Origin of the sequence: Micromonospora radicis (assembly GCF_003583405.1) — a bacterium.
Classification (GTDB): Bacteria; Actinomycetota; Actinomycetes; order Mycobacteriales; family Micromonosporaceae; genus Micromonospora; species Micromonospora radicis.
On record NZ_QXEC01000009.1, the window covers coordinates 161,969 to 186,156 of the forward strand.

Consider the following 24,188-nt stretch of genomic DNA (forward strand, 5'->3'; position numbering starts at 1 on the left):
CCGGTGACCGACGGCACCGGGCTGGTCAGCCGGTCAGCGCACGTCCCACACCGGTTCCTCGGTCTCCACCACCTCGCCGTCGCCGCGGAACAGCAGGAACCGGTCGAAGGTCCGGGTGAACCAGCGGTCGTGGGTCACCGCCACCACCGTGCCCGCGAACGCGGTCAGCCCGGCCTCCAGCGCCTCGGCCGAGGCCAGGTCGAGGTTGTCGGTCGGCTCGTCGAGCAGCAGCAGGGTCGCCCCGGACAGCTCCAGCAGCAGCACCAGGAAGCGGGCTTGCTGCCCGCCGGAGAGGGTGCCGAAGCGCTGGTCGCCCTGCCCGGCCAGCTCGTACCGGGACAGCGCCGCCATCGCCGCGTGCCGGTCCATGCCGGCCCGGTGCTCGTCACCCCGCCAGAGGATCTCGACGAGCGTCTTCGCCATCAGCTCCGGCCGGTCGTGGGTCTGCGAGAAGTGCCCGGGACGCACCCGCGCGCCGAGCCGGGCCACCCCGTCGTGGGCCACCGACGCGAGCGCCGCCGCGCCGTCGACCGGACCGTTCGCCGGGTCGGGATCGGTGCCGCCCCGGGCCAGCAGCCGCAGGAAGTGGGACTTGCCGGTGCCGTTGGCGCCGAGCACCGCGAGCCGGTCGCCGTACCAGAGTTCCAGGTCGAACGGGTAGGTCAGGCCGTCGAGTTCGAGCTGCTCGCAGACCAGCGCCCGCTTGCCGGTCCGCCCGCCGGTCAGCCGCATCCGGATGTCCTGCTCCTTCGGGGGTACGGGCGGCGGCCCGGCCTCCTCGAACTTGCGCAGCCGGGTCTGCGCGGCCTGGTAGCGGGAGGCCAGCCCGTCGTTGTACGCGGCCTTCTGCTTGTACATCAGCACCAGGTCGCGCAGCTTCTGGTGCTCCTCGTCCCAGCGTCGGCGCAGCTCGTCGAGGCGGGCGTGCCGGGCCACCCGCGCGGAGTGCCAGCTCGCGAAGCCACCCGGGTGCACCCACGCGCTGCCGCCCTCCACGGCCACCACCCGGTCGGCGGTCTGCGCCAGCAGCTCGCGGTCGTGCGAGACGTAGAGCACCGACTTGCCGGACTCCCGCAGCCGCGCCTCCAGCCAGCGTTTGCCGGGCACGTCGAGGAAGTTGTCCGGCTCGTCGAGCAGCAGCACCTCCTCGGGGCCGCGCAGCAGCAGTTCGAGCGCGAAGCGCTTCTGCTGCCCACCGGAGAGGGTGCGCACCGGCCGCTGCCGGGCGGCGTCCCAGGGCAGGTCGAGGACGATGGTGGCGACGGTGTCGAAGAGCACCTCGGCGTCGTACCCGCCGGTCTCGCCCCAGGCGGCCAGGGCGTCCGCGTACGCCAGCTGCGCCTTGCCGGCGGCGGTGCTGTACTTGCCGCGCAGCTCGGCCGCGCGCATGGCGGCCTCGGTCTCGGCGAGTCGGCGACCGGCCTCGCGCAGCGGCGGCGGGGCGAGCGAGAGGGCCAGGTCGGCCAGCGTCGACTCGTCACCGATCATGCCGATGAACTGCCGCATCACGCCGAGCCCGCCGCTGCGCGCGATCGTGCCGGTACGCACCGGCAGGTCCCCTGCGACCATCCGCAGCAGCGTCGTCTTGCCGGCGCCGTTCGGCCCGACCAGCGCCACCTTGGCACCCTCACCGACCCGGAACGACACGTCGGTGAAGAGTTCCCGGCCGTCCGGCAGGACGTACCCGACCGCTGCCACGTCCACGTATCCCACCCGGGCATCCTCCCGGAGCCCGGCCCGGGCGCCAACCGATTACCCGGCCGGGCCGGTCACCGCGTGACGCGCAGTACCCGGAAGCCCTTCTGGCTGGCGTGCCGGCCGACCTGCCAGCCCTGCTCGACGAGCCACCGGTGCAACGAGTCACCGCCGAGGTGCCGGGCCACCACCAGCCAGGCCACGCCGTCCGGGGCCAGCCGGGGCAGCCAGCGCAGCAGCAGCTGGTGCAGCTCGTCCTTGCCGACCCGGATCGGTGGGTTGGACCAGATCTGGGCGAACCCGAGGTCCGCGGGAACCCGCTCGGGATCCGTCACCCGGACCCGGTCGGCGACGCCGAGCCGGGCCGCGTTGCCGGCGGTGAGTTCGCGGGCCCGCTCGTTGACGTCCACCGCCCACACGGTGGCGGCCGGCGCGACGGTGGCGAGCACGCAGCTGATCGGGCCGAACCCGCAGCCGAGGTCGAGCAACGCGCCGCTGGTCGCCGGGGCGGGCAGGTCAGCCTTGCGCAGCAGCACCGACGTGCCCGGGTCCAGGCGACTAGCCGAGAACACACCGGAGGCGGAGGTCAGGGTGTACTCGCGGCCGGCGACGGCGAACTGCACCTCGCGCGGCTGGACGGGGGTGCTCGGTTCGGCGCTGAAGTAGTGGTCCGCGGTCACGCCGGCCATTCTCGCACCGGGCCGGATCCGTGCCGCCGGACGGGAGTCCGGACCGACCCGACACCGCCGAACGGCGCGATTTTCCAAAAATACCTACTAAAGGGACAAACATCCTTACTCTGGACAGCATGGTTTATCGGTACGACTCCGATGGGGACGCCTACGCCCCGTACCGGGAGGACGAGCCCGAGGAGCAGTCGCCCAGGACCGGTCCGCCGCCACCGGCCGGGCCGTCGCCGTCGCGCTTCCCCACGCCGTCGCTGCCGCGCCCCAATCAGATGATGCTGCCCTCGTCGGGCGCGGCCCCCGTGCCGCCGCACGACCCGGCTCCGCGATACGAGCCGAGCCCGGCCGCACCGTACGAGCCCGCCCCGGCCGCGCAGTACGAACCGAGCCCGGCCGCGCAGTACGAACCGAGCCCGGCCGCGCAGTACGAGCCGAGACCGGCCACTGGCTACGGTCCCGCGTCCGTGCCGGCGCAGCCGCCGGCCGCCGCACCGCCGCCGCGCCGGGGCGGCGGCCGGGCCTGGCAGCTGGTGATCGCCGGGGCCGCCGTGCTGGTGCTGCTCGCCCTCGGCGGCCTGACCGCCGCCGCCCTGCTCGACGGCCGGCAACTGCTCGGCACGCAGGCGGCGCCCAGCTCCGCACCCGAGCCCACCCGGGACGCCACGCCGGCCGCCAGTGACCTGGACTCCCGGGACACCGACCAGGCGCCGCTGACCGCCCGCGAGGTCTTCCCCGGCAGCACCCTGGCCATCGGCGACAGCCAGACCGGGTACGAGGTGCTGCGCACCCAGTCCAGTGCGAGCTGCCCGGTGGCCGCCGCCGGCGAGGTCGCGGACCTGCTGGTACGGCTCGGCTGTAACCAGGTCGTCCGGGCCACCCTGCGGGCTCCCGACGGGGAACACCTGGTCACCACGGGACTGTTCAACCTGACCGACCGCTCCAGCGCGGAGCGGGCCCGGGACCGGATCCGCCAACTGCTCGACGAGCGGCAGGGCCGGTTCCGCGGGATGACGGCGGGCGACGGCACGGACGCCATCGCCACCGCACCGGCCCGGGTCGGCTGGCAGGTACGCGGCCACTACGTCGCGTACGCGGTGGTCGCCCGCGCCGACGGAGCGGCCATCCGCACCGGCGACACGGTCGTCCGCGAGATCCTCTACGACATGCTCGAACTGCACCTCAACCGCGGCGTACTGGACCGGCGCGCCGACGGCGGCATGGCCAGCCAGCCGACCGCGACACCCTCCGACGGCACCGGCAGTCAGGACGAGTCCACCGAGGACTGACCGGCACACCAGCGAACGGGCACCTGCGGGGGCCGGGCACCAAGCCCGGTCCCCGCCTCGTCGTCCGCCACCGGCCGGCTCAGTCGCCCCGGCGGCACCTGCTGCCCGCCCGCCCCCGGTCGGCTCAGGTCTCGGCCGGTACCCGCAACCGCCGGGTCTTCTCGGCCCGGCCCGCGTACTCGGCAGGGTCGTCCGGGTAGCCCACCGCCACCAGGGTCAACCCGTGTGCCGGCGCCACCGTCACCTCGCTGGACCGCTCCCGCCGGCTGAGCAGCCCGGCCGGCCACCGCACCGGACGCCGGCCGTCCCCGGCGACCAGCATCGCCCCGACCAGGCTGCGCACCATCGCCTGGCAGAACGCGTCCGCCTGCACGGTGGCGACCAGAATCCCGTCGGGCTCGCGCCGCCAGTCCAGCCGGGTCACCTCGCGCAGCGTGGTGGCGTTCTCCTTACGCCGGCAGTACGCGGCGAAGTCGTGCTCCCCCACCAGCCCCGCCGAGGCGACCGCTAGCCGGTCCAGGTCCAACGCACGGGGCCAGGAGAGGATCTCGTGCCGGCGCAGCGGCTCGGCACCCCACGGCGCGTCGGTCACCCGGTACTCGTAGCGCCGGAACGTCGCCGAGAAGCGGGCGTCGAAGGTGGCCGGCACCTCGGCCATCGCCCGCACCCGTACGTCACCGGGCAGCAGCCGGGCCAGCCGGCGCAGCAACCCGCCCTCGTGCGCGCGCCACCCGTCGGCGGGCAGGTCGAGGTGGCAGACCTGCCCGGTGGCGTGCACGCCCGCGTCGGTGCGGCCCGCCACGGTCAGCCCGGTCGCGGTACCGGCACCGAGCACCAGGTCCAGCGCCTCGACCAGCACCCCGGCGACCGTACGCCGGGTCGGCTGGGCCGCCCAGCCGGAGAAGTCCGTGCCGTCGTAGGCGACGTCCAGCCGCAGCCGGATCCGCTCGTCCACGTCGTACCTCCTGGAGACGAGTCGGGCCCGGCACCCCGTGAGGGATGCCGGGCCCGACAACGGCCTGGGTCAGGCCTTGCCTTCTTCGGTGGCCAGGTCGCTGTCCTCGCGGGCGGCGGCGGTGTCACCGGACGCCGACACCGGCGGCTCGGCGTCCTGGTCGGCCGACCGCGCCTGCGGGTTCTCCTCGGCCGGCGCCAGCGCCTCGACCTTGTCCTGCTGGGCGGCCTTGCGGGCGGCGGTCTTGCGGTTCGCCGTCGGCTCGGTGACCTGCAGCTCCTCGACCAGCTCGATGATCGCCATCGGCGCGTTGTCACCCTTGCGCGGACCGGTCTTCACGATCCGGGTGTAGCCGCCGTTGCGGGTGGCGTACCGCGGCGCGATCTGGTCGAACAGGGAGTAGACCACGTCCTTGTCCTTGACCACACCCGCCACCCGCCGACGCGAGGCGAGGTCGCCCCGCTTGGCCTTGGTGATGAGCTGCTCGGCGAGCGGGCGCAGCCGCCGGGCCTTGGTCTCGGTGGTCTTGATCTTGCCGTGCTGGAACAGCGCGGTGGCCAGGTTGGCCAGCATCAGCCGCTCGTGCGCGGGGCTGCCGCCGAGGCGGGGGCCCTTGGTGGGCGTGGGCATGCTTGGTGCTCCTCAGGTGTGGCGGCAGCGCGGACTAGAGCTGCTCGGTCTCGCGGTAGTCGTCGGTGTCGTAGTCGGCCTCGCCGAAGGCGTCCACGACGTGCGCCGGGTCGAAGTTCGGAGCCGAGTCCTTCAGCCCCAGACCCATCCCGGCGAGCTTCATCTTGACCTCGTCGATCGACTTCTGGCCGAAGTTGCGGATGTCGAGGAGGTCGGCCTCGGTACGCCCGATGAGCTCACCAACGGAGTTGATGCCCTCGCGCTTGAGGCAGTTGTAGGAGCGGACGGTCAGGTCCAGCTCCTCGATCGGCAGGGCCAGGTCCGCCGCCAGCTGCGCGTCCTGCGGGGACGGGCCGATGTCGATGCCCTCCGCCGTCTCGTCCAGCTCCCGGGCCAGCCCGAACAGCTCGACCAGCGTCGAACCGGCCGAGGCCAGCGCGGTACGCGGGCCCATCGACGGCTTGGTCTCGACGTCGATGATCAGCCGGTCGAAGTCGGTACGCTGCTCGACACGGGTCGCCTCGACGCGGTACGTCACCTTCAGCACCGGCGAGTAGATCGAGTCGACCGGGATCCGGCCGATCTCCGCGCCCGCCTGCTTGTTCTGCGCCGCCGTGACGTAGCCCCGGCCCCGCTCGACGGTCAGCTCCATGTCGAGCCGGCCCTTGCCGTTGAGGGTGGCGAGCTTCAGATCCGGGTTGTGCACCGAGACACCGGCCGGGGGCTGGATGTCACCGGCGGTCACGTCGCCCGGACCCTGCTTGCGCAGGTACATGCTGACCGGCTCGTCGTGCTCGGAGCTGACGCACAGCTCCTTGATGTTCATGACGAGCTCGACCACGTCCTCCTTGACACCGGGGATCGTGGTGAACTCGTGCAGCACGCCGTCGATCTTGATCGAAGTGACCGCCGCACCCGGGATCGACGACAGCAGCGTACGCCGCAGCGAGTTGCCCAGGGTGTAGCCGAAGCCCGGCTCCAGCGGCTCGATGGTGAACCGGGACCGGGTCTCGTTGATCGACTCCTCGGAGAGGGTCGGTCGCTGGCTGATGAGCATGTCTTCTCTTCTCTTCCGGGACGCCCGCTATATGACGCCCACGACACAACGTGTTCCGGTGGTCCGCCCGTCGCCGGGCGGACCACCGCAACGAGCCCCTACTTGGAGTAGAGCTCGACGATCAGCTGCTCCTGGACCTGGGTGTCGATCACCTGGCGGGCCGGGAGCGAGTGCACGAGGATCTTCAGCTGGCTCGGGATCGCCTCCAGCCACGCCGGGACGGTCTTCGAGCCGGCCTCACCCTGCGCCACGAGGAACGGGGTGATCTCCTTGCTCTTCGTACGCACCTCGATGATGTCGTGTGCGCTGACCCGGTACGACGGGATGTCGACCTTCTTGCCGTTCACCGTGAAGTGACCGTGCTTGACCAGCTGACGGGCCATGTCCCGGGACTTGGCGTAGCCAGCCCGGTAGACCACGTTGTCCAGCCGCGACTCGAGGATCTGCAGGAGGACCTCACCGGTCTTGGCCTGCTTGGCCACGGCCTCCTCGTAGTAACCGCGGAACTGCTTCTCCAGCACGCCGTAGACCCGACGCGCCTTCTGCTTCTCACGGAGCTGGAGCAGGTACTCCGTCTCCTTGGTGCGGCCGCGGCCGTGCTGCCCGGGCGGGAACGGCCGGGACTCGAACGGGCACTTCGGACCATCGCACTTGCTGCCCTTGAGGAACAGCTTCATCTTCTCCCGCCGGCAACGGCGGCAGTCAGCACCGGTGTAACGAGCCATCTCTCTCTAACCTCTCAGACCCGGCGACGCTTCGGCGGACGGCACCCGTTGTGCGGCTGCGGGGTGACGTCGGAGATCTGCCCGACCTCCAGACCCACCGCCTGCAACGAACGGATGGCGGTCTCCCGGCCGGAGCCGGGGCCCTTGACGAACACGTCGACCTTGCGCATGCCGTGCTCCATCGCCCGACGCGCGGCAGCCTCGGCGGCCAGTTGCGCGGCGAACGGGGTCGACTTGCGGGAGCCCTTGAAACCGACCTGGCCCGCGGAGGCCCAGGAGATGACGGCACCGGTCGGGTCCGTGATGGACACGATGGTGTTGTTGAAGGTGCTCTTGATATGCGCCTGCCCGTGGGCGACGTTCTTGCGTTCCTTGCGCCGGACCTTCTTTACGGCGGCTCCGGCACGAGCCTTCGGTGGCATAAGTCTGTGCGCTCCTAGTTGACTTCCCGGCACGGGTTGCGGCCTGGCCTACCTCGGCGGACCCGGACCCGCACTCCGGTTTAAGAATTACTTCTTGCCGGGCTTCTTCTTGCCGGCGACCGTCCGCTTCGGGCCCTTGCGGGTACGAGCGTTGGTACGGGTCCGCTGGCCACGGACGGGCAGGCCCCGGCGGTGCCGGATGCCCTCGTAGCAGCCGATCTCGACCTTGCGACGGATGTCAGCGGCGACCTCGCGGCGCAGGTCACCTTCAACCTTGTAGTTGGCCTCGATGTGGTCACGGAGCTGGACCAGCTCCTCGTCCGTGAGGTCCCGGGCGCGCTTGTCCGGCGAGAGGCCGGTGGCAGCGAGCGTCTCCAGGGCGCGGGTGCGACCCACGCCGAAGATGTAGGTGAGCGCGATCTCCAGCCGCTTCTCGCGGGGAAGATCCACGCCGACTAGACGTGCCATCTGCGGGCGTACTCCTTGTGGTTTCTACCGGAGGTGTGGACCCGTCCCACCCCGCCACCGACCGTCCTGTCCTTCCGGCGCGTCACGCGCCGGCGACCGGATCGATCGCTGCCCGAGCGGGCCCCGGCCTCCGACCGGGGGTCAACCACGATTCGGTACGCGCTGCGCACCGCCCGCGGCTGGGACGAGCATGTGATGTGTTTCTGGTGGATCTGCGGCCCGGATCGCCCCGGTCGGCCGGTTACCCCGGTCGACCGTGACGGTTCAGCCCTGGCGCTGCTTGTGGCGCGGGTCGGTGCAGATGACCATGACCCGGCCGTGCCGGCGGATAACCCGGCACTTGTTGCAGATCCTCTTGACGCTCGGCTTGACCTTCACGGTTGCCTTACTTCCCATCTGGCCCGGCAGCACGAGGCGCGACACCGGACGTCGAAGACGGACACGGACGTTTCCCGGCCGTCGTCAGGACTACTTGTAGCGGTAGACGATGCGCCCGCGGGTCAGGTCGTACGGCGAGAGTTCGACGACGACCCGATCCTCCGGCAGGATGCGGATGTAGTGCTGCCGCATCTTGCCGCTGATGTGAGCCAGCACCTTGTGGCCGTTGGCGAGCTCCACCCGGAACATGGCGTTCGGCAGTGGCTCGATGACCCGGCCTTCGATCTCGATGGCTCCGTCTTTTTTCGGCATGTCCTCCGCTGTCCTGACGTCGGTTACTCCGGATCGGCCCACAACGCCTTACACGGGTTTCTGACAAGATCAGATGCCCGCGCCAGCCGCGGCTCCGCGACCCACCGAAGCGCTTGGTGGGCATGGCAGAGTGGACGCTGTGCGCCGATCAGAAAGTGTACGCCCGCCGGCACGCCGCCGCCAAACCGACCGGCCAACGAGCACCAAGTAGCCGGACAAATGTGACGTTCAGGCGATGCCGTCGCGGCCCGGACGGTGCCGTTGCTCTCCCGGCCCAGGTCCGTCGCCGTTCTCGGCCGCCCCGGTCGGCGCACCGCCCAGGTTCTGCGGGCCCGGCGTGACGTCGGTCGCACCGCCGACCTGCGGGCCCGGCGTCACACCGCTCGCCCCGCCGTCGTCCGTCTGCTCGGCACGAAGTGCCTTGCGCTCCCGCTTGAGCGCCTTCTTCTCCGCCCGCCGCTGCCGGCGTCGCTCCTGGTCGGCCGCCCAACGCTGCGGCTCGCCGGTGGCCAGGCCGGTGACCGTCCGGACCAGCACCACCGCGCCCCACGGCCCGGCCACCCAGCCCGGCCAGAAGTAGAGCGCATCGCCAGCTGCCAGCGAGGTTGCCGCCCAGATTGCGGTCACGATCCCGACGGTCTTGAGCCAGGGCTCCCAGACCTCGACCAGCCAGCGTGCGGTCACGCCCCTCCCGGCGGCGGAAACCGCCGGGGCCGACCCGGCATCGCTCCGCTGGCCCGGCACCGTGGCCGCCGCCGGCACCACCGCGCCCGCCGGCGGCAGATCCTCCACCAGGTCGTCCAACTCGGCGTACGTGCGAGCGGCGTACGTGCGTCGCAGTCGCTCGTCGTACTCGTGGAGGTCCAGCCGGCCCTCGTCGAGCGCGACCCGGAGCCGTTCGGCGGTGGCCTGCCGGTCGGAATCCGCTGCCCGCATGCCGTCACGCCCGTCCATGCCGGCAAGCATGCCACCGGCCCGCCAGTCCGCCCACCCGACCCCACCGGCCGACCGCGGCGGCCACCGCATCCGGTCGAGGGGACACTGCTGGTCAGGCCTTCGGGGCACTACTCGGCTGGCGCGCGGTGACCAGGTCACCGAGGCGGGCCCGCCCGCCGTCGAACGCGGTCAGCACCCACACACCGTCCGGCAGCAGCGCCATGGTGTGCTCGACGTGAGCCGCCCGGGATCCGTCCCGGGTGACCACCGTCCAGCCGTCGGCCAGCTCCGCGGTACGCGGCGAACCCATGGTGATCATCGGCTCGATAGCCAGCGCCATCCCCGCCACCAGACGCGGGCCCTTGCCCGGCCGGCCGTGGTTGAGCACGTGCGGGTCCTGGTGCATCTCGGTGCCGATGCCGTGGCCGCCGTAACCGTCGACAATGCCGTAGCGGCCCGCCTTGCGGATCGCGTGCTCCACCGCGTGCGAGATGTCGGTGAGCCGCCCACGACCGCCCGCCGCACCCCGGGCCGCGGCGGCGATGCCGGCCCACATGGCGTCCTCGGCGACCTCGGCCATCCGGAGCAGTGCCGGGTCGGCCTGGCCCACGCCGACGGTGATCGCGGCGTCGCCGTGCCAGCCGTCGAGCACCGCTCCGCAGTCGATCGAGATCAGGTCGCCCTCGGCGAGCACCTGCGAAGGCGACGGGATGGCGTGCACGATCTGCTCGTTGACCGACGAGCAGATCGACGCCGGGAAGCCGTGGTAGCCCTTGAAGGAGGGAACGGCGCCCGCCTCGCGGATCGTCGCCTCGGCGATCGCGTCCAGGTCGGCCGTGGTCACCCCGGGAGCGACCGCCTCCCGCATTCTCCGCAGCGCCTCGGCGACCACCAGACCGGCGGCCCGCATCTTCTCGATCTGCTCGGGGGTCTTCAGCTGGATGTCCAGCTGGGGACGACGCATGGCGGCGCTACCTTTCCTTGCCACAACAGCGGGGCACGTCGGACGTACCCCGCTGTTCGCACTTTATCCGGCCGGGTGTCGGGCCGAGGTCAGCCGCCGTACGACCGCAGCGCGTCGATCGCGCGGACCGTGACGTCCTCCACCGGGCCGGTGGCGTCGATACCGACCAGCTTGCCCTGGGCACCGTAGTAGTCCACCAGCGGTGCGGTCTTCTCCGCGTACTCCCGCAGGCGGGCCGCGATGGTCTCCGGCTTGTCGTCGTCGCGCTGGAACAGCTCGGCACCACAGCGGTCGCAGATGCCGTCCCGGCTGGTGGCGTCGAACTCGACGTGCCAGATCTTGCCGCAGCCCCGGCAGGTCCGCCGGCCGGAGAGCCGGCGGATCACCTCGTCGTCGTCGACCACCAGTTCCAGCACGATGTCCAGCGCGGTGCCCAGGTCAGCGAGGAGCTTGTCCAGCGCGGCGGCCTGCGGCGTGGTCCGCGGGAAGCCGTCGAGCAGGAACCCCTCGGCGGCGTCCGGCTCGGCCAGCCGGTCCCGGACCATGTTGATGGTGACCTCGTCCGGTACCAGCTTGCCAGCGTCCATGTAGCGCTTGGCCTCGACCCCCAGCGGCGTCCCCTGCGACACGTTGGCCCGGAAGATGTCGCCGGTCGAGATCTTCGGCACGGACAGGTGCGCGGCGATGAACTCCGCCTGAGTGCCCTTGCCCGCGCCCGGCGGGCCAACCAGAACCAGTCTCATCTACCGCAGGAACCCTTCGTAGTTCCGCTGCATCAGTTGGCTCTCGATCTGCTTGCTGGTCTCGAGAGCGACGCCAACCATGATCAGAACAGCGGTGCCGCCGAACGGGAAGTTGAGGTACTGCTGCCGGTCCAGCCAGATGAAGAAGAAGTTCGGCAGGATCGAGATGGTCGCGAGGTACAGCGCCCCCGGCAGAGTGATGCGGCTGAGGATGAAGTCCAGGTAGTCGGCGGTCGGCTTACCGGGGCGGATGCCCGGCACGAAGCCACCGTACTTCTTCATGTTGTCCGCGACCTCGGTCGGGTTGAACGTGATCGAGACGTAGAAGTACGTGAAGAAGATGATCAGCAGGAAGTAGACCGCGATGTAGATCGGGCTGGTCGGGTCGACCAGGTTGTTCTGGATCCACGCCTGGGTCTTGCCCGGGTCGTTCTGGTCGAAGAACTGCAGGGCCAGCTGCGGCAGGTAGAGCAGCGACGAACCGAAGATGACCGGGATGACACCCGCCTGGTTGACCTTCAGCGGGATGTAGGTGGAGGTGCCGCCGTACATCCGCCGGCCGATCATCCGCTTGGCGTACTGCACCGGGATGCGGCGCTGCGCCTGCTCGATGAAGGTGACCGCGGTGATGACCACCAGGACCAGGGCGATGACGAGGAAGAACTTGGCCCAGCCCTGGCTCTCCTTGATCCGCCAGCCCTCGCTGGGGAGCCGGGCGGCGATCGAGGTGAAGATCAGGACCGACATGCCGTTGCCGACGCCGCGGTCGGTGATCAGCTCGCCGAGCCACATCACCACGCCGGTGCCGGCGGTCATCGTCATCACCAGGACCGACAGCGTCAGCCAGTCCGGAATGCCGGTGCCCTGCGGGATGATCGGGAACTCGTCGCACTGGTTGTTGAACAGCTGCCCGGAGCGGGCCAGGGCGACGAACGCCGAGGCCTGCAGCACACCGAGCCCCAGGGTCAGGTAGCGGGTGTACTGCGTGATCTTCGCCTGGCCGGCCTGGCCCTCCTTGCGGAGCTGCTCAAGCCGCGGAATGACCACCGTCAGCAGCTGCAGGATGATCGACGCGGTGATGTAGGGCATGATGCCCAGCGCGAAGACCGACAGCTGAAGCAGCGCGCCACCGGAGAAGAGGTCGAGCAGGTTCAGTACCCCGGTCGAGCCTTCGATGGTGTCGAGGCACTTCTGGACGTTGCCGTACGAGACGCCCGGGCTGGGCAGCGTTGCGCCGAGCCGGTAGATCGCGACGATGCCTACTGTGAACAGCAGCTTCTTGCGCAGGTCAGGCGTACGGAACGCACTGAGAAAGGCGGACAGCAACTTCTTCCTCCTGCGCGAGGCGGGCCGCCGGTCATCCCTGGCGGATCGGGGTGGGTGCCGGGCAGGTGCCCGATATCCATGGCTGGGAAGGGACTCTAACAGCCCGATCCCGGTCCGGGCAGATGTGCCCGGCTACATAAACCGAATCCGATGTTACCGGGCGCACACGCCCGGCGTAGACCGTGGCGCCCGCCAGCTGGAGTCAACTGGCGGGCGCCACGCGTTCGTGCAGCTTACAGCGCTGTGGCCGAGCCACCGGCAGCGGTGATCTTCTCCTTGGCCGACGCGCTGAACGCGTGCGCCGTGACCTGGAGCGCCACCCCGCCGAGGTCCCCGGTACCGAGAACCTTCACCGGCTGACCCTTGCGGACCGCGCCGGCCTCGACCAGCTCGGCCGGGCCGACCTGGCCACCGTTCGGGAACAGTTCGGCCAGGCGGTCCAGGTTGACCACCTGGAAGACCACCTTGAACTTGTTCTTGAAGCCCTTCAGCTTCGGCAGGCGCATGTGGATGGGCATCTGCCCACCCTCGAACGCCGCCGAGATGTTCTTCCGGGCCTTGGAACCCTTGGTACCGCGACCGGCGGTCTTGCCCTTGGAGCCCTCACCGCGACCCACCCGGGTCTTCGCGGTCTTGGCCCCCGGCGCCGGGCGCAGGTGGTGGACCTTGATCGTCATTACTCGACCTCCTCGACCTTCACGAGGTGGTTGACCGTGAAGATCATGCCGCGGATCTCGGGCCGGTCTTCCTTGACCACCACGTCGTTGATCCGCTTGAGACCGAGGGAGCGCAGCGACTCACGCTGGTTGCGCTTGGTCCCGATCTCGGAACGGACCTGGGTGACCTTCAACCGTGCCATCAGGAAGCCACCTCCGCCCGCGAGGCCAGCATGGCGGCCGGAGCGACGTCCTCCACCGGCAGGCCCCGACGCGCCGCGACGGCCTCGGGGGACTCGAGCCCCTTCAGCGCAGCCACGGTGGCGTGCACGATGTTGATCGGGTTCGACGACCCGAGGCTCTTGGAGAGCACGTCGTGGATGCCGGCGCACTCCAGCACGGCACGGACCGGACCACCGGCGATGACACCCGTACCGGCCGAGGCCGGCTTGAGCAGCACCACACCGGCGGCGTCCTCGCCCGTGATCGGGTGCGGGATCGAGGAGCCGATCCGGGGCACCTTGAAGAAGTGCTTCTTGGCCTCCTCGACACCCTTGGCGATCGCCGCGGGCACCTCCTTGGCCTTTCCGTAGCCCACGCCCACGGTGCCGTCGCCGTCGCCCACGATCACCAGGGCGGTGAAGCTGAAGCGACGACCACCCTTCACGACCTTGGCGACGCGGTTGATCGCGACGACCCGCTCGAGGTGCGGGGTCTTCTCGGCGGGCGCGTTTCCGCGGCCGCCCTCACGGCGGTTGTCGCGGCGACCACCCTCGTTGCCACCGGACCCGCCGCCACGGCGCTGTTGACCTGGCATCAGCAGCCTTCCTTTTCTCTCGTGACGGGGATTGTCAGAACTCGAGCCCGGCTTCGCGGGCGGCGTCGGCAAGCGCGGCGACCCGCCCCGCGTACCGGTTGCCACCGCGGTCGAAGACGACCTTGGAGACGCCGGCGGCCTTGGCCCGCTCGGCGAGCAGCGCGCCGACCTTGCCGGCCAGGGCGCTCTTGTCGCCCTCCGTACCGCGCAGCGAGGCGTCCAGGGTCGAGGCCGACGCCAGGGTGTGGCCCTTGGTGTCGTCCACGATCTGGGCCACGATGTGCCGCAGTGAACGGGTGACGACCAAACGCGGACGCTCGGCCGTACCGCTGACGTTCTTGCGGACCCGGAAGTGCCGACGCGCACGCCCGACGGCACGCTTGGCGGCGACGCCGCGGCGGCGCTTGAGCAGCGTGGCGCTCACTTCTTACCTGCCTTTCCGGCCTTGCGGCGGATTACCTCGCCCTGGTACTTCACACCCTTGCCCTTGTAGGGCTCCGGCGGGCGGATCTTCCGGATGTTGGCGGCGACCTCACCGACCAGCTGCTTGTCGATGCCGGCCACGTGGAACAGCGTGGGCCGCTCCACCGTGAAGGTGATGCCCTCCGGAGCCGGAACCGTCACCGGGTGCGAGAACCCGAGCGCGAACTCCAGGTCCTTGCCCTTGGCGGTGACCCGGTAACCGGTGCCGGCGATCTCCAGGCTCTTGCGGTAGCCCTCGGTGACCCCGACGATCATGTTGGCGACCAGGGTACGGCTCAGGCCGTGCAGCTCCTTGGCCTTGCGCTCGTCGTTCGGGCGGTTGACGTTCAACTGCCCGTCCTCGGCCCGCTCGATGGTGATCGGCTCGGCCAGGGTGTGCGAGAGCTCGCCCTTGGGGCCCTTGACCTTGACGGTCTGGCCGTCGATCGTCACGTCGACGCCGGATGGCACCGGGATCGACTTACGTCCAATACGCGACATTTCTACCTGTCTCCCGTTACCAGACGAAGGCGAGGACTTCCCCGCCAACGCTCCGCTTGCGGGCCTGCCGGTCGGTGAGCAGCCCCTGGGACGTCGAAATGATCGCCACGCCCAGCCCGCCGAGCACCCGCGGGAGCCCGTCCGACTTGGCGTACACCCGCAGACCGGGCTTGGAGACGCGCTTGATGCCGGCCAGGCTCCGCTCCCGGTTCTGGCCGTACTTCAGCTCGACGACCAGTCGCTTGCCGACGGCGCCCTCCTCGGGCTCCTCGACTGCCCAGGTGGCGATGTAACCCTCGGTCTTGAGGACCTCGGCGATGTTCGCCTTGATCTTCGAGTAGGGCATCGTCACCCGGTCGTGGTACGCCTGGTTGGCGTTACGCAGACGCGTGAGCATGTCTGCGATCGGGTCGGTCATCGTCATGAAAACTCGTCAACCTTTCTCGCCGGGGTTCCCGCGACTCGCGCAGGCCTACGGCGAAGAGACAGTCCAGCTATCGCGCGGAGCGCGGCCGGGCTATTACCAGGAAGCCTTGGACACGCCGGGCAGCTCACCGCGGTGGGCCATCTCCCGGATGCACACCCGGCAGAGCCCGAACTTGCGGTAGACCGCCTTGGGACGCCCGCACCGCTGGCAGCGGGTGTACGCGCGAACCGAGAACTTCGGCTTCGCGGCCGCCTTGAGGATCAGCGCCTTCTTGGCCATCTCAGTTCTCCTTGAACGGGAAGCCCAGGAGCTTGAGCAGCGCCCGGCCCTCGTCGTCGGTCGTGGCGGTGGTGACCACCGTGATGTCCATGCCCCGCTGGCGATCGATCTTGTCCTGGTCGATCTCGTGGAACACCGACTGCTCGGTCAGACCGAACGTGTAGTTGCCGTGCCCGTCGAGCTTGCGCCCGTCGAGGCCGCGGAAGTCACGGATACGCGGCAGCGCGATGGACAGCAGCCGGTCCAGGAACTCCCACATCCGGTCGCCGCGCAGGGTCACCTTCGCGCCGATCGGCATACCCTCACGCAGCTTGAACTGCGCGATGGACTTCGTCGCCCGCCGGACCTGCGGCTTCTGGCCGGTGATGGTGGCCAGGTCGCGGACCGCACCGTCGATGAGCTTGGCGTCCCGAGCGGCCTCGCCGACACCCATGTTCACGACGATCTTCACCAGCCGTGGCACCTGCATCGGGTTGCCGTAGTCGCCCTGCTCGCGCAGCTGAGCGATGATCTCGTTGCGGTACCGCTCCTTGAGGCGCGGCATGGTCTTGGTTTCGGTAGCCGTGGTCATCACAGGTCCTTACCGGTGCTACGCGCGATGCGGACCTTCTGGCCGTTTTCGTCGATGCGGTAACCGACGCGGGTCGGCTTGCCGTCGGAGTCCACGACCATCACGTTCGAGACGTGGATCGGGGCTTCCTGGGTGACGATGCCACCGGTCTTGGCGCCACGCTGGGTGGTGCTGATGCGAGTGTGCTTCTTGACCCGGTTCACGCCCTCGACGAGGACCTTGTCCTGCCGCGGGTAGGCCGCGATGACCTTACCCTTGGCGCCCTTGTCCTTGCCGGCGATGACGACGACCGTGTCGCCCTTCTTGACCTTCACGGTCACAACACCTCCGGCGCGAGAGAGATGATCTTCATGAACCGCTTGTCCCGCAGCTCGCGGCCGACCGGGCCGAAGATGCGGGTACCCCGCGGGTCCCCACCGTCCTTGATGATGACGGCGGCGTTCTCGTCGAAGCGGATGTACGAACCGTCCGGCCGGCGGCGCTCCTTGGCGGTGCGGACGACGACCGCCTTGACGACGTCGCCCTTCTTCACACCGGCACCCGGGATCGCGTCCTTGACGGTGGCGACGATGACGTCGCCGATGCTCGCGTAGCGCCGACCGGAACCACCGAGAACCCGGATGCACAGGATCTCCCGGGCACCCGTGTTGTCGGCGACGCGCAGTCGCGACTCCTGCTGAATCACGTCTATCTCCTATGTCTGCCGGTTCTCCGGCCGCCGGAGCGGCCGGAGCCTGGCGGAACCTGCGCCCGACCGATCTCGGCCGAGCTCGAGCCTTCGCTACTTGGCCTTCTCGAGGATCTCCACGAGCCGCCACCGCTTGGTGGCGGAAAGCGGCCGGGTCTCCATGATCAGGACGCGGTCGCCGATGCCGGCGGAGTTCTGCTCGTCGTGGACCTTGAGCTTGCTGGTCCGGCGCATGATCTTGCCGTACAGCGCGTGCTTGACCCGGTCCTCGACCTCGACCACGACGGTCTTGTCCATCTTGTCGCTGACCACGAGGCCCTCGCGGACCTTGCGGCGACCCCGCGGCTTGGTGGCGGTCGTGTTCTCGCTCATGAAGCAGTCACCTCAGTCGGCGCGGCCGAGAGCCCCAGCTCACGCTCACGCATGATCGTGTAGATCCGGGCGATCTCCCGACGGATGACCTGCAGCCGCCGGTTGTTGTCCAGCTGCCCGGTTGCGGCCTGCACGCGGAGGTTGAACAGCTCCGCCTTGGCCTCACGCAGCTTCGTGACCAACTCCTCCTCGGAGAGCTCACGCAGCTCGGAGGCCTTAACGCCCGCTGCCATCAGGATTCACCCACTTCGCGCGTAACAATGCGGCACTTCATCGGGAGCTTGTGGATCGCGCGACGCATCGCCTCTCGCGCGATCTGCTCGTTGGGGAAGGACATCTCGAAGAGAACCCGCCCCGGCTTGACGTTGGCGACCCACCACTCGGGCGAGCCCTTACCGGAACCCATCCGGGTTTCCGCCGGCTTCTTGGTGAGGGCCTGGTCCGGGAAGATGGTGATCCAGACCTTGCCGCCACGCTTGATGTGGCGGGTCATCGCGATACGTGCCGACTCGATCTGCCGGTTGGTCACGTACGCCGGCTCGAGAGCCTGGATCCCGAACTCGCCGAACACCACCCGGTTACCACCCTTGGACGCGCCGCTGCGGTCCGGGTGGTGCGGCTTGCGGAAGCCCTTCGGGGGCTTGCGCGGCATCAGCATCTGTCAGCCCTCCTGCTGCGTTTCTACCGCGGCGGCGACGGCGGACGTGTCCACCGGCTCACCGCTCGGCGTCTCGGCCTGCTGCGCGACGGTCGTCGCGGCGGCACGGCCGGCCTCGGTGCCACCGGAGGTCGTACCGGACGAACCGGAGCGACCACGGCGCGGCCGCTCGGGGCGGTCGCCGCGCTCCCGGCGCGGGCGCGACGGAGCCTCGGTCGGGGTCTCCCGACCCGGCACCGCGTCACCCTTGTAGATCCAGACCTTCACGCCGATCCGGCCGAAGGTGGTACGGGCCTCGAAGAAGCCGTACTCGATGTTGGCCCGCAGCGTGTGCAGCGGAACCCGACCCTCGCGGTAGAACTCCGTGCGACTCATCTCGGCGCCGCCGAGGCGACCCGAGACCTGCACCCGGATGCCCTTGCACATCGGGTTCTTCATCGCCGACTGCATCGCCTTGCGCATCGCCCGACGGAAGCTGACCCGGCTGGAGAGCTGCTCGGCGACGCCCTGGGCGACCAGCTGCGCGTCCGACTCGGGGTTCTTCACCTCGATGATGTTCAGCTGGACCTGCTTGCCGGTGAGCTTCTCCAGCTCGCCGCGGATCCGGTCGGCCTCCGCACCCTTACGGCCGATGACGATGCCCGGCCGGGCGGTGTGGATGTCGACGCGGACCCGGTCGCGGGTGCGCTCGATGTCGACCTTGGAAATGCCGGCGCGCTCCAGGCCCTTGGACATCATCCGGCGGATCTTGACGTCCTCGCCGATGTAGTCCTTGTAGAGCTTGTCCGCGAACCAGCGGGACTTCCAGTCGGTCGAGATGCCGAGCCGGAACCCGTGCGGGTGAACCTTCTGACCCATTACTCGGCGCCCTCCGTGCTGCTCTGCGTCTCGGCCGGTGCGGTCTGCTCCGCCGGGGCCGCCTTCTTCGCCGACTTCTTCGGCGCGGCTGGCGCCACCGCCTCGACCGCCACGGTGATGTGGCACGTGCGCTTACGGATCCGGTACGCCCGGCCCTGCGCCCGCGGCTGGAACCGCTTCATGGTCGGGCCCTCGTCCACGTACGCCTCGCTGACGAGCAGCGCGTCGGGGTCCAGCCGCTCGTTGTTCTCCGCGTTGGCGATCGCGCTCGCGAGCACCTTGTACACCTGCTCGCTCGCAGCCTGCGGCGCGAACTGCAGCACCGTGAGCGCCTCCTTCGCGGGCAGGCCGCGGACGAGGTTGACCACCCGGCGCGCCTTCATCGGCGAGATGCGCACGTGTCGCGCAATCGCCCGCGCGCCCGGAAGCACCGGAGCGTCGCCCTTTCCTGGCATCGCTGTAACCCCTTGATCCTCTATCCGTATGCCCGCGGCGTCAGCGCCGGCGGCTCTTCCGGTCGTCCTTCTCGTGACCCTTGAACGTGCGGGTCAGCGCGAACTCGCCGAGCTTGTGCCCGACCATCGCCTCGGTCACGAACACCGGGACGTGCTTGCGTCCGTCGTGCACCGCGATCGTGTGCCCGAGCATGTCCGGGATGATCGTCGAGCGCCGCGACCAGGTCTTGATGACGTTCTTCGAGCCCTTCTCGTTCTGCGTCTCCACCTTCTTGAGCAGGTGGTCGTCGATGAACGGGCCCTTCTTCAGGCTGCGAGGCATGTCTTATCTCCCTCAGCCGCGCTTACGCGTGGCGTAGCGGCGGCGGACGATCAGCCGGTCACTCGGCTGGCCCTTACGACGGGTGCGGCCCTCGGGCTTACCCTGCGGGTTGACCGGGTGGCGACCACCGGAGGTCTTACCCTCACCACCACCGTGCGGGTGGTCGACCGGGTTCATGGCGACACCACGAACGGTCGGGCGCTTGCCCTTCCACCGCATCCGGCCGGCCTTGCCCCAGTTAATGTTTGACTGGTCGGCGTTGCCGATCTCGCCGATGCTGGCGCGGCAGCGGACGTCCACCCGCCGGATCTCGCCCGACGGCATCCGCAGGGTCGCGTACACGCCCTCCCGGCCGAGTAGCTGGATCCCGACACCGGCCGAACGGGCCAGCTTGGCACCGCCACCCGGACGCAGCTCCACGTTGTGGATCGTGGTACCGACCGGGATGTTGCGCAGCGGCAGGTTGTTGCCCGGCTTGATGTCGGCGCCCGGCCCCGACTCGACGGCGTCGCCCTGCTTCAGGTCCTTCGGCGCGATGATGTACCGCTTCTCGCCGTCGGCGTAGTGCAGCAGCGCGATCCGCGCGGTGCGGTTCGGGTCGTACTCGATGTGCGCGACCTTGGCCGGCACGCCGTCCTTGTCGACCCGCTTGAAGTCGATGATCCGGTACTGACGCTTGTGGCCACCACCCTGGTGCCGGGCGGTGATCCGCCCGTGGGCGTTCCGGCCACCCTTCTTCGGCAGCGGAGCCAGCAGCGACTTCTCGGGCGTCGACCGGGTGATCTCGGCGAAGTCGGCGACGCTCGAGCCACGCCGGCCCGGCGTCGTCGGCTTGTACTTACGAATAGCCATTGTCTACACCCCTCAGCTGACCGGGCCGCCGAAGGCCTCGATGCGGTCGCCCTCAGCCAGCTTCACCATCGCGCGCTTGGTGTCCTTGCGCTTGCCGAACCCGGTACGGGTCCGCTTGCGCTTACCCTCGCGGTTGAGCGTGTTGACCGTCAGGACGCGGACGTTGAAGATCTGCTCGATGGCGATCTTGATCGCGGTCTTGTTCGCGTCCGGGTGCACCAGGAAGGTGTACCAGTTGCGGTTCAGCTCGCTGTAGCTCTTCTCCGAGACGACCGGCGCCACGATGATGTCGCGCGGGTCGGCGATCGTGCTCACTTGCCACCCTCCTCGGTGGTCTCGGCGGGAACGCCCAGGAACTCGTCCAGGGCCTCCTTGGTGAAGACCACGTCGTCGGCCACCAGCACGTCGTACGTGTTCAGCTGGCCGGCCTCGATCAGGTGCACCCGCGGCTCGTTGCGCAGCGACACCCAGTTCAGCTCGTCGGTGCTGCTCAGCACGACCAGTACCCGACGGGCCTCGGTCAGCTTGGCGAGCGTGGCCAGCGCGGCCTTGGTCGACGGCTTCTCGCCCGAGACGAACGCCTCGACGACGTGCACCTGCCCGGCGCGGGCCCGGTCCGACAGGGCGCCACGCAGCGCGGCGGCCTTCATCTTCTTCGGGGTGCGCTGGCTGTAGTCGCGCGGCACCGGGCCGTGCACCACGCCACCGCCGGCGAACTGCGGCGCGCGGATCGAGCCCTGCCGGGCCCGGCCGGTGCCCTTCTGCTTGTAGGGCTTCTTGCCGCCGCCGGCGACCTCGCCCCGGGTCTTGGTCTTGTGGGTGCCCTGCCGCGCCGCGGCCAGCTGCGCCACCACGACCTGGTGCATCAGCGGCAGGTTGGCCTGCACGTCGAAGATGTCACCGGGCAGCTCGACCGAGCCGGTCTTGGTGCCTTCGGAGTTCAGGACGTCAACGGTGCTCACTTGGCCACACCGCCCTTCTTCGCCTTGGCCTTGGCCGCGGTGCGGACCAAGACCAGCGCGCCCTTGGGGCCGGGAATGGCGCCACGGACGAGCAGGAGGTTGTTCTCGGTGTCGACCGCCTGGACGGTCAGGTTCTGCACGGTGTAGCGCACGCCGCCCATGCGGCCGGCCATCCGGGTGCCCTTGAAGACGCGACCCGGGGTGGCGCAGGCCCCGATGGAGCCCGGCGAGCGGTGCTTGCGCTCGACACCGTGGCTGGCGCGCAGACCGTGGAAGCCGTGCCGCTTCATCGGGCCGGCGTAGCCCTTGCCCTTGGTCTTGCCGGTGACGTCGATCGAGACGCCGACCGGGAACTCCTCGACCGTGACCTCCTGGCCGAGCGAGTAGTCCGCGGCGTCGGCGGTGCGCAGCTCGACGATGTGCCGGCGCGGCGCCACGTCAGCCTTGGCGTAGTGCCCGCGCAGCGGCTTCTTGGCCTTACGCGGGTCGATCGTGCCGTACGCCAGCTGGACCGCGGAGTAACCGTCCTTGTCGGCGTCACGAACCTGGGTGATGACGCAGGGGCCGGCCTGAACCACGGTCACCGGGACAACCTTGTTGTTGTCCCAGACCTGGGTCATGCCGAGCTTTGCGCCCAGGATCCCCTTAACTTGCCTGTCCATGTGTCCGGTCCCTACAGCTTGATCTCGATGTCGACGCCAGCCGGCAGGTCGAGGCGCATGAGCGAGTCGACCGTCTTCGGGGTCGGGTCGATGATGTCGATCAGCCGCTTGTGCGTACGCATCTCGAAGTGCTCGCGCGAGTCCTTGTACTTGTGCGGCGAGCGGATGACGCAGAAACGGTTGATCTCCGTGGGCAGCGGCACCGGGCCCGCGACCTGCGCCCCGGTACGCGTCACCGTCTCGACGATCTTCCGAGCCGAGGAGTCGACGACCTCGTGGTCATAGGCCTTGAGCCGGATGCGGATCTTCTGTCCCGCCATGGTGGCTTCTGTTCCTTCTCTCGATGCCGCTGTGTTGCGGGTGCCTGTACCGGCTGGCACAGACCCTCTTCGCCCACCCCCGCGGTCGGGCGTGTCGCGCCCTTGGGCCAGGCTCCGCCCCGAGCATCCGGAGCGATCCTGACCGCGGTGGGTCAAGGCGCCGATCGCGCTACCGCGACCTGAACGCCGCGCGAGGGTGGTTGACGGACGGGCCGCCAACCACCCCACGCCCGACTGCTCTGCCTACCCGGAGGTTCAGCGCGAGCCGAACACGGGCGGCGAACTGTCGTTACGCAACCTGACTAGTATGCCGCACGACCGGCGGCGGGTCTAATCGGGGTTACCCAGCTCACTTGATGATCTTGGTGACGCGACCCGCGCCGACCGTACGGCCACCCTCCCGGATCGCGAACTTGAGGTTGTCCTCCATCGCGATGGGCTGGATGAGCTTCACGGTCATCGTGGTGTTGTCGCCAGGCATGACCATCTCGGTGCCCTCGGGGAGGGTGACGACACCGGTGACGTCCGTGGTCCGGAAGTAGAACTGCGGACGGTAGTTCTGGAAGAACGGGGTGTGCCGGCCACCCTCCTCCTTGGAGAGGATGTAGACGGTCGCCTCGAACTCGGTGTGCGGGGTGCTGGTGCCCGGCTTGACGACCACCATGCCGCGCTCGACGTCCTCGCGCTTGATGCCCCGCAGCAGCAGACCGACGTTCTCACCCGCGCGGGCCTCGTCGAGCAGCTTGCGGAACATCTCGATGCCGGTGCAGACCGTCTTCTGCGACTTCTCGCGGATACCGACGATCTCCACCTCCTCGTTCGGCTTGAGGATGCCGCGCTCCGCGCGACCGGTGACGACCGTGCCACGACCGGTGATCGTGAAGACGTCCTCGATCGGCATCAGGAACGGCTTCTCGGTCTCGCGCTCCGGCTGCGGGATCGCGGTGTCGACCGCGTTCATCAGCTCCAGGAGCCGGCCGGTCCACTCCGGGTCACCCTCGAGGGCCTTGAGCGCCGAGACGCGCACGACCGGCAGGTCGTCGCCCGGGTACTCCTGGGCCGAGAGCAGCTCACGGACCTCGAGCTCGACGAGCTCCAGGAGCTCCTCGTCGTCGACCATGTCGCTCTTGTTCAGCGCCACGACGATGTACGGCACGCCGACCTGGCGGGCCAGCAGCACGTGCTCGCGGGTCTGCGGCATCGGGCCGTCGGTCGCGGCGACCACCAGGATCGCGCCGTCCATCTGGGCGGCACCGGTGATCATGTTCTTGATGTAGTCGGCGTGACCGGGGCAGTCGACGTGCGCGTAGTGCCGCGCCTCGGTCTGGTACTCGACGTGCGCGATCGAGATCGTGATGCCCCGGGCCTTCTCCTCGGGCGCCTTGTCGATCTCGTCGAACGGCGTGTACGGGTTCAGGTCCGGGTACTGGTCGTGCAGGACCTTGGTGATGGCCGCCGTCAGCGTCGTCTTACCGTGGTCGATGTGACCAATGGTGCCGATGTTGACGTGCGGCTTAGTCCGCTCGAACTTCGCCTTCGCCACTGGTGTCCTCCTGTGGACTTCTTGGTTCGTTCGCCCCGGTGCGCCAGGTCGGCGCTTAGGACTCTGTCGACAGCCTTTCCGACCTGACGGCCGGAGAGCTTTGTGGGTTCTGCGGCGATGAAGCCTACAGGCCCGGAATTCACACAATCCGACCGAGGTGGTCACAGTCGGGGAATCCTCCCGCGACCACCTCGGACCAG

37 protein-coding genes are annotated in these 24,188 nt (G+C 69.5%); 1 reads left to right on the plus strand and 36 read right to left on the minus strand.

What is annotated here, in order from left to right; genetic code table 11:
* Window positions 1–33: 33 nt before the first annotated feature.
* The gene (locus tag D2L64_RS12020; RefSeq protein WP_119575413.1) at window positions 34–1,713 is read right to left on the minus strand and encodes an ABC-F family ATP-binding cassette domain-containing protein; all 1,680 of its coding nucleotides are present in this window, start codon (window positions 1,711–1,713) and stop codon (window positions 34–36) included.
* A gap of 56 nt (window positions 1,714–1,769) precedes the next feature.
* On the minus strand, window positions 1,770–2,375 hold the full coding sequence (locus D2L64_RS12025) for a class I SAM-dependent methyltransferase (protein ID WP_119575512.1): 606 nt from the start codon (window positions 2,373–2,375) through the stop codon (window positions 1,770–1,772).
* 128 nt (window positions 2,376–2,503) lie between these two features.
* Here D2L64_RS12025 and D2L64_RS12030 point away from each other — a divergent pair, with 128 nt between their 5' ends.
* Window positions 2,504–3,667 (plus strand): hypothetical protein, encoded by a 1,164-nt coding sequence (locus tag D2L64_RS12030; protein ID WP_119575415.1) that lies wholly within the window; start codon window positions 2,504–2,506, stop codon window positions 3,665–3,667.
* Between the two features lie 124 nt (window positions 3,668–3,791).
* Here the strand turns inward: D2L64_RS12030 and truA are convergent, their stop codons facing one another.
* The 34 genes from truA to tuf all read right to left on the minus strand — a co-directional run bounded on the left by truA (window position 3,792) and on the right by tuf (window position 23,988).
* Window positions 3,792–4,622 (minus strand): tRNA pseudouridine(38-40) synthase TruA, encoded by an 831-nt coding sequence (gene truA / locus D2L64_RS12035; protein WP_119575417.1) that lies wholly within the window; start codon window positions 4,620–4,622, stop codon window positions 3,792–3,794.
* A gap of 69 nt (window positions 4,623–4,691) precedes the next feature.
* Window positions 4,692–5,252, minus strand: coding sequence for a 50S ribosomal protein L17 (gene rplQ, locus D2L64_RS12040; protein ID WP_119575419.1), 561 nt, complete (start codon window positions 5,250–5,252; stop codon window positions 4,692–4,694).
* Between the two features lie 34 nt (window positions 5,253–5,286).
* A complete protein-coding gene (locus D2L64_RS12045; protein WP_013735931.1) occupies window positions 5,287–6,309 on the minus strand; it encodes a DNA-directed RNA polymerase subunit alpha in 1,023 nt (340 codons plus the stop codon).
* Between the two features lie 98 nt (window positions 6,310–6,407).
* The gene (rpsD, locus tag D2L64_RS12050) at window positions 6,408–7,034 is read right to left on the minus strand and encodes a 30S ribosomal protein S4 (protein WP_119575421.1); all 627 of its coding nucleotides are present in this window, start codon (window positions 7,032–7,034) and stop codon (window positions 6,408–6,410) included.
* 14 nt (window positions 7,035–7,048) lie between these two features.
* On the minus strand, window positions 7,049–7,456 hold the full coding sequence (gene rpsK / locus D2L64_RS12055) for a 30S ribosomal protein S11 (RefSeq protein WP_007073011.1): 408 nt from the start codon (window positions 7,454–7,456) through the stop codon (window positions 7,049–7,051).
* Window positions 7,457–7,543: 87 nt separating this feature from the next.
* On the minus strand, window positions 7,544–7,924 hold the full coding sequence (gene rpsM / locus D2L64_RS12060; protein ID WP_119575423.1) for a 30S ribosomal protein S13: 381 nt from the start codon (window positions 7,922–7,924) through the stop codon (window positions 7,544–7,546).
* A 264-nt stretch (window positions 7,925–8,188) separates the two neighbouring features.
* Window positions 8,189–8,302, minus strand: a complete 114-nt coding sequence (gene rpmJ / locus D2L64_RS12065) for a 50S ribosomal protein L36 (RefSeq protein ID WP_012184307.1) — start codon at window positions 8,300–8,302, stop codon at window positions 8,189–8,191.
* 90 nt (window positions 8,303–8,392) lie between these two features.
* On the minus strand, window positions 8,393–8,614 hold the full coding sequence (infA, locus tag D2L64_RS12070; RefSeq protein WP_007073013.1) for a translation initiation factor IF-1: 222 nt from the start codon (window positions 8,612–8,614) through the stop codon (window positions 8,393–8,395).
* Window positions 8,615–8,842: 228 nt separating this feature from the next.
* A complete protein-coding gene (locus D2L64_RS12075) occupies window positions 8,843–9,550 on the minus strand; it encodes a DUF1707 SHOCT-like domain-containing protein (RefSeq protein WP_119575514.1) in 708 nt (235 codons plus the stop codon).
* Between the two features lie 112 nt (window positions 9,551–9,662).
* A complete protein-coding gene (gene map, locus D2L64_RS12080; protein WP_119575425.1) occupies window positions 9,663–10,514 on the minus strand; it encodes a type I methionyl aminopeptidase in 852 nt (283 codons plus the stop codon).
* A gap of 89 nt (window positions 10,515–10,603) precedes the next feature.
* Window positions 10,604–11,257: an adenylate kinase gene (locus D2L64_RS12085; RefSeq protein ID WP_119575427.1), complete on the minus strand. Its 654-nt coding sequence runs from the start codon at window positions 11,255–11,257 to the stop codon at window positions 10,604–10,606.
* Window positions 11,258–12,583 (minus strand): preprotein translocase subunit SecY, encoded by a 1,326-nt coding sequence (gene secY / locus D2L64_RS12090; RefSeq protein ID WP_119575429.1) that lies wholly within the window; start codon window positions 12,581–12,583, stop codon window positions 11,258–11,260. It lies immediately after the preceding gene.
* Between the two features lie 233 nt (window positions 12,584–12,816).
* Window positions 12,817–13,260, minus strand: coding sequence for a 50S ribosomal protein L15 (gene rplO, locus D2L64_RS12095; protein ID WP_119575431.1), 444 nt, complete (start codon window positions 13,258–13,260; stop codon window positions 12,817–12,819).
* On the minus strand, window positions 13,260–13,442 hold the full coding sequence (gene rpmD / locus D2L64_RS12100) for a 50S ribosomal protein L30 (RefSeq protein ID WP_018784560.1): 183 nt from the start codon (window positions 13,440–13,442) through the stop codon (window positions 13,260–13,262). The genes rplO and rpmD overlap by 1 nt, the downstream gene beginning before the upstream one ends.
* Window positions 13,442–14,056: a 30S ribosomal protein S5 gene (gene rpsE / locus D2L64_RS12105; protein ID WP_119575433.1), complete on the minus strand. Its 615-nt coding sequence runs from the start codon at window positions 14,054–14,056 to the stop codon at window positions 13,442–13,444. The genes rpmD and rpsE overlap by 1 nt, the downstream gene beginning before the upstream one ends.
* A 34-nt stretch (window positions 14,057–14,090) precedes the next feature.
* Complete coding sequence (gene rplR / locus D2L64_RS12110) at window positions 14,091–14,480, minus strand: 50S ribosomal protein L18 (RefSeq protein WP_088998360.1); 390 nt, start codon at window positions 14,478–14,480, stop codon at window positions 14,091–14,093.
* A complete protein-coding gene (gene rplF, locus D2L64_RS12115) occupies window positions 14,477–15,019 on the minus strand; it encodes a 50S ribosomal protein L6 (RefSeq protein WP_119575435.1) in 543 nt (180 codons plus the stop codon). Before rplF ends, rplR begins: the two co-directional genes overlap by 4 nt.
* Window positions 15,020–15,035: 16 nt before the next feature.
* Complete coding sequence (rpsH, locus tag D2L64_RS12120) at window positions 15,036–15,443, minus strand: 30S ribosomal protein S8 (protein ID WP_119575437.1); 408 nt, start codon at window positions 15,441–15,443, stop codon at window positions 15,036–15,038.
* A gap of 96 nt (window positions 15,444–15,539) precedes the next feature.
* Window positions 15,540–15,725, minus strand: a complete 186-nt coding sequence (locus D2L64_RS12125) for a type Z 30S ribosomal protein S14 (protein WP_007073023.1) — start codon at window positions 15,723–15,725, stop codon at window positions 15,540–15,542.
* Window position 15,726: 1 nt separating this feature from the next.
* On the minus strand, window positions 15,727–16,296 hold the full coding sequence (gene rplE / locus D2L64_RS12130) for a 50S ribosomal protein L5 (RefSeq protein WP_119575439.1): 570 nt from the start codon (window positions 16,294–16,296) through the stop codon (window positions 15,727–15,729).
* On the minus strand, window positions 16,296–16,616 hold the full coding sequence (gene rplX / locus D2L64_RS12135) for a 50S ribosomal protein L24 (RefSeq protein WP_012184319.1): 321 nt from the start codon (window positions 16,614–16,616) through the stop codon (window positions 16,296–16,298). The genes rplE and rplX overlap by 1 nt, the downstream gene beginning before the upstream one ends.
* Window positions 16,613–16,981: a 50S ribosomal protein L14 gene (gene rplN / locus D2L64_RS12140; protein ID WP_007465279.1), complete on the minus strand. Its 369-nt coding sequence runs from the start codon at window positions 16,979–16,981 to the stop codon at window positions 16,613–16,615. The genes rplX and rplN overlap by 4 nt, the downstream gene beginning before the upstream one ends.
* A gap of 96 nt (window positions 16,982–17,077) precedes the next feature.
* Window positions 17,078–17,356, minus strand: coding sequence for a 30S ribosomal protein S17 (gene rpsQ / locus D2L64_RS12145; RefSeq protein WP_119575441.1), 279 nt, complete (start codon window positions 17,354–17,356; stop codon window positions 17,078–17,080).
* Entirely contained in the window at window positions 17,353–17,589 is a 237-nt protein-coding gene (gene rpmC, locus D2L64_RS12150; protein WP_007073028.1) for a 50S ribosomal protein L29, read from the minus strand. Before rpmC ends, rpsQ begins: the two co-directional genes overlap by 4 nt.
* A complete protein-coding gene (gene rplP, locus D2L64_RS12155) occupies window positions 17,589–18,014 on the minus strand; it encodes a 50S ribosomal protein L16 (protein ID WP_007465292.1) in 426 nt (141 codons plus the stop codon). The genes rpmC and rplP overlap by 1 nt, the downstream gene beginning before the upstream one ends.
* A gap of 3 nt (window positions 18,015–18,017) precedes the next feature.
* A complete protein-coding gene (gene rpsC / locus D2L64_RS12160) occupies window positions 18,018–18,872 on the minus strand; it encodes a 30S ribosomal protein S3 (protein ID WP_119575443.1) in 855 nt (284 codons plus the stop codon).
* Window positions 18,872–19,327 carry a 50S ribosomal protein L22 gene (gene rplV / locus D2L64_RS12165; protein WP_119575445.1) on the minus strand — a complete coding sequence of 152 codons (456 nt, stop codon included), beginning with the start codon at window positions 19,325–19,327 and terminating at the stop codon, window positions 18,872–18,874. Before rplV ends, rpsC begins: the two co-directional genes overlap by 1 nt.
* A 40-nt stretch (window positions 19,328–19,367) precedes the next feature.
* Entirely contained in the window at window positions 19,368–19,649 is a 282-nt protein-coding gene (rpsS, locus tag D2L64_RS12170) for a 30S ribosomal protein S19 (protein ID WP_067359615.1), read from the minus strand.
* Window positions 19,650–19,661: 12 nt separating this feature from the next.
* Entirely contained in the window at window positions 19,662–20,501 is an 840-nt protein-coding gene (gene rplB, locus D2L64_RS12175) for a 50S ribosomal protein L2 (RefSeq protein ID WP_119575447.1), read from the minus strand.
* 12 nt (window positions 20,502–20,513) lie between these two features.
* A complete protein-coding gene (rplW, locus tag D2L64_RS12180) occupies window positions 20,514–20,816 on the minus strand; it encodes a 50S ribosomal protein L23 (RefSeq protein WP_093403611.1) in 303 nt (100 codons plus the stop codon).
* Complete coding sequence (rplD, locus tag D2L64_RS12185) at window positions 20,813–21,463, minus strand: 50S ribosomal protein L4 (protein WP_119575449.1); 651 nt, start codon at window positions 21,461–21,463, stop codon at window positions 20,813–20,815. Before rplD ends, rplW begins: the two co-directional genes overlap by 4 nt.
* Window positions 21,460–22,125 (minus strand): 50S ribosomal protein L3, encoded by a 666-nt coding sequence (rplC, locus tag D2L64_RS12190; RefSeq protein WP_119575451.1) that lies wholly within the window; start codon window positions 22,123–22,125, stop codon window positions 21,460–21,462. Before rplC ends, rplD begins: the two co-directional genes overlap by 4 nt.
* Before the next feature lie 11 nt (window positions 22,126–22,136).
* Window positions 22,137–22,445 carry a 30S ribosomal protein S10 gene (rpsJ, locus tag D2L64_RS12195; RefSeq protein ID WP_007073037.1) on the minus strand — a complete coding sequence of 103 codons (309 nt, stop codon included), beginning with the start codon at window positions 22,443–22,445 and terminating at the stop codon, window positions 22,137–22,139.
* A gap of 349 nt (window positions 22,446–22,794) precedes the next feature.
* Window positions 22,795–23,988 (minus strand): elongation factor Tu, encoded by a 1,194-nt coding sequence (gene tuf / locus D2L64_RS12200; RefSeq protein ID WP_119575453.1) that lies wholly within the window; start codon window positions 23,986–23,988, stop codon window positions 22,795–22,797.
* Window positions 23,989–24,188: the final 200 nt, after the last annotated feature.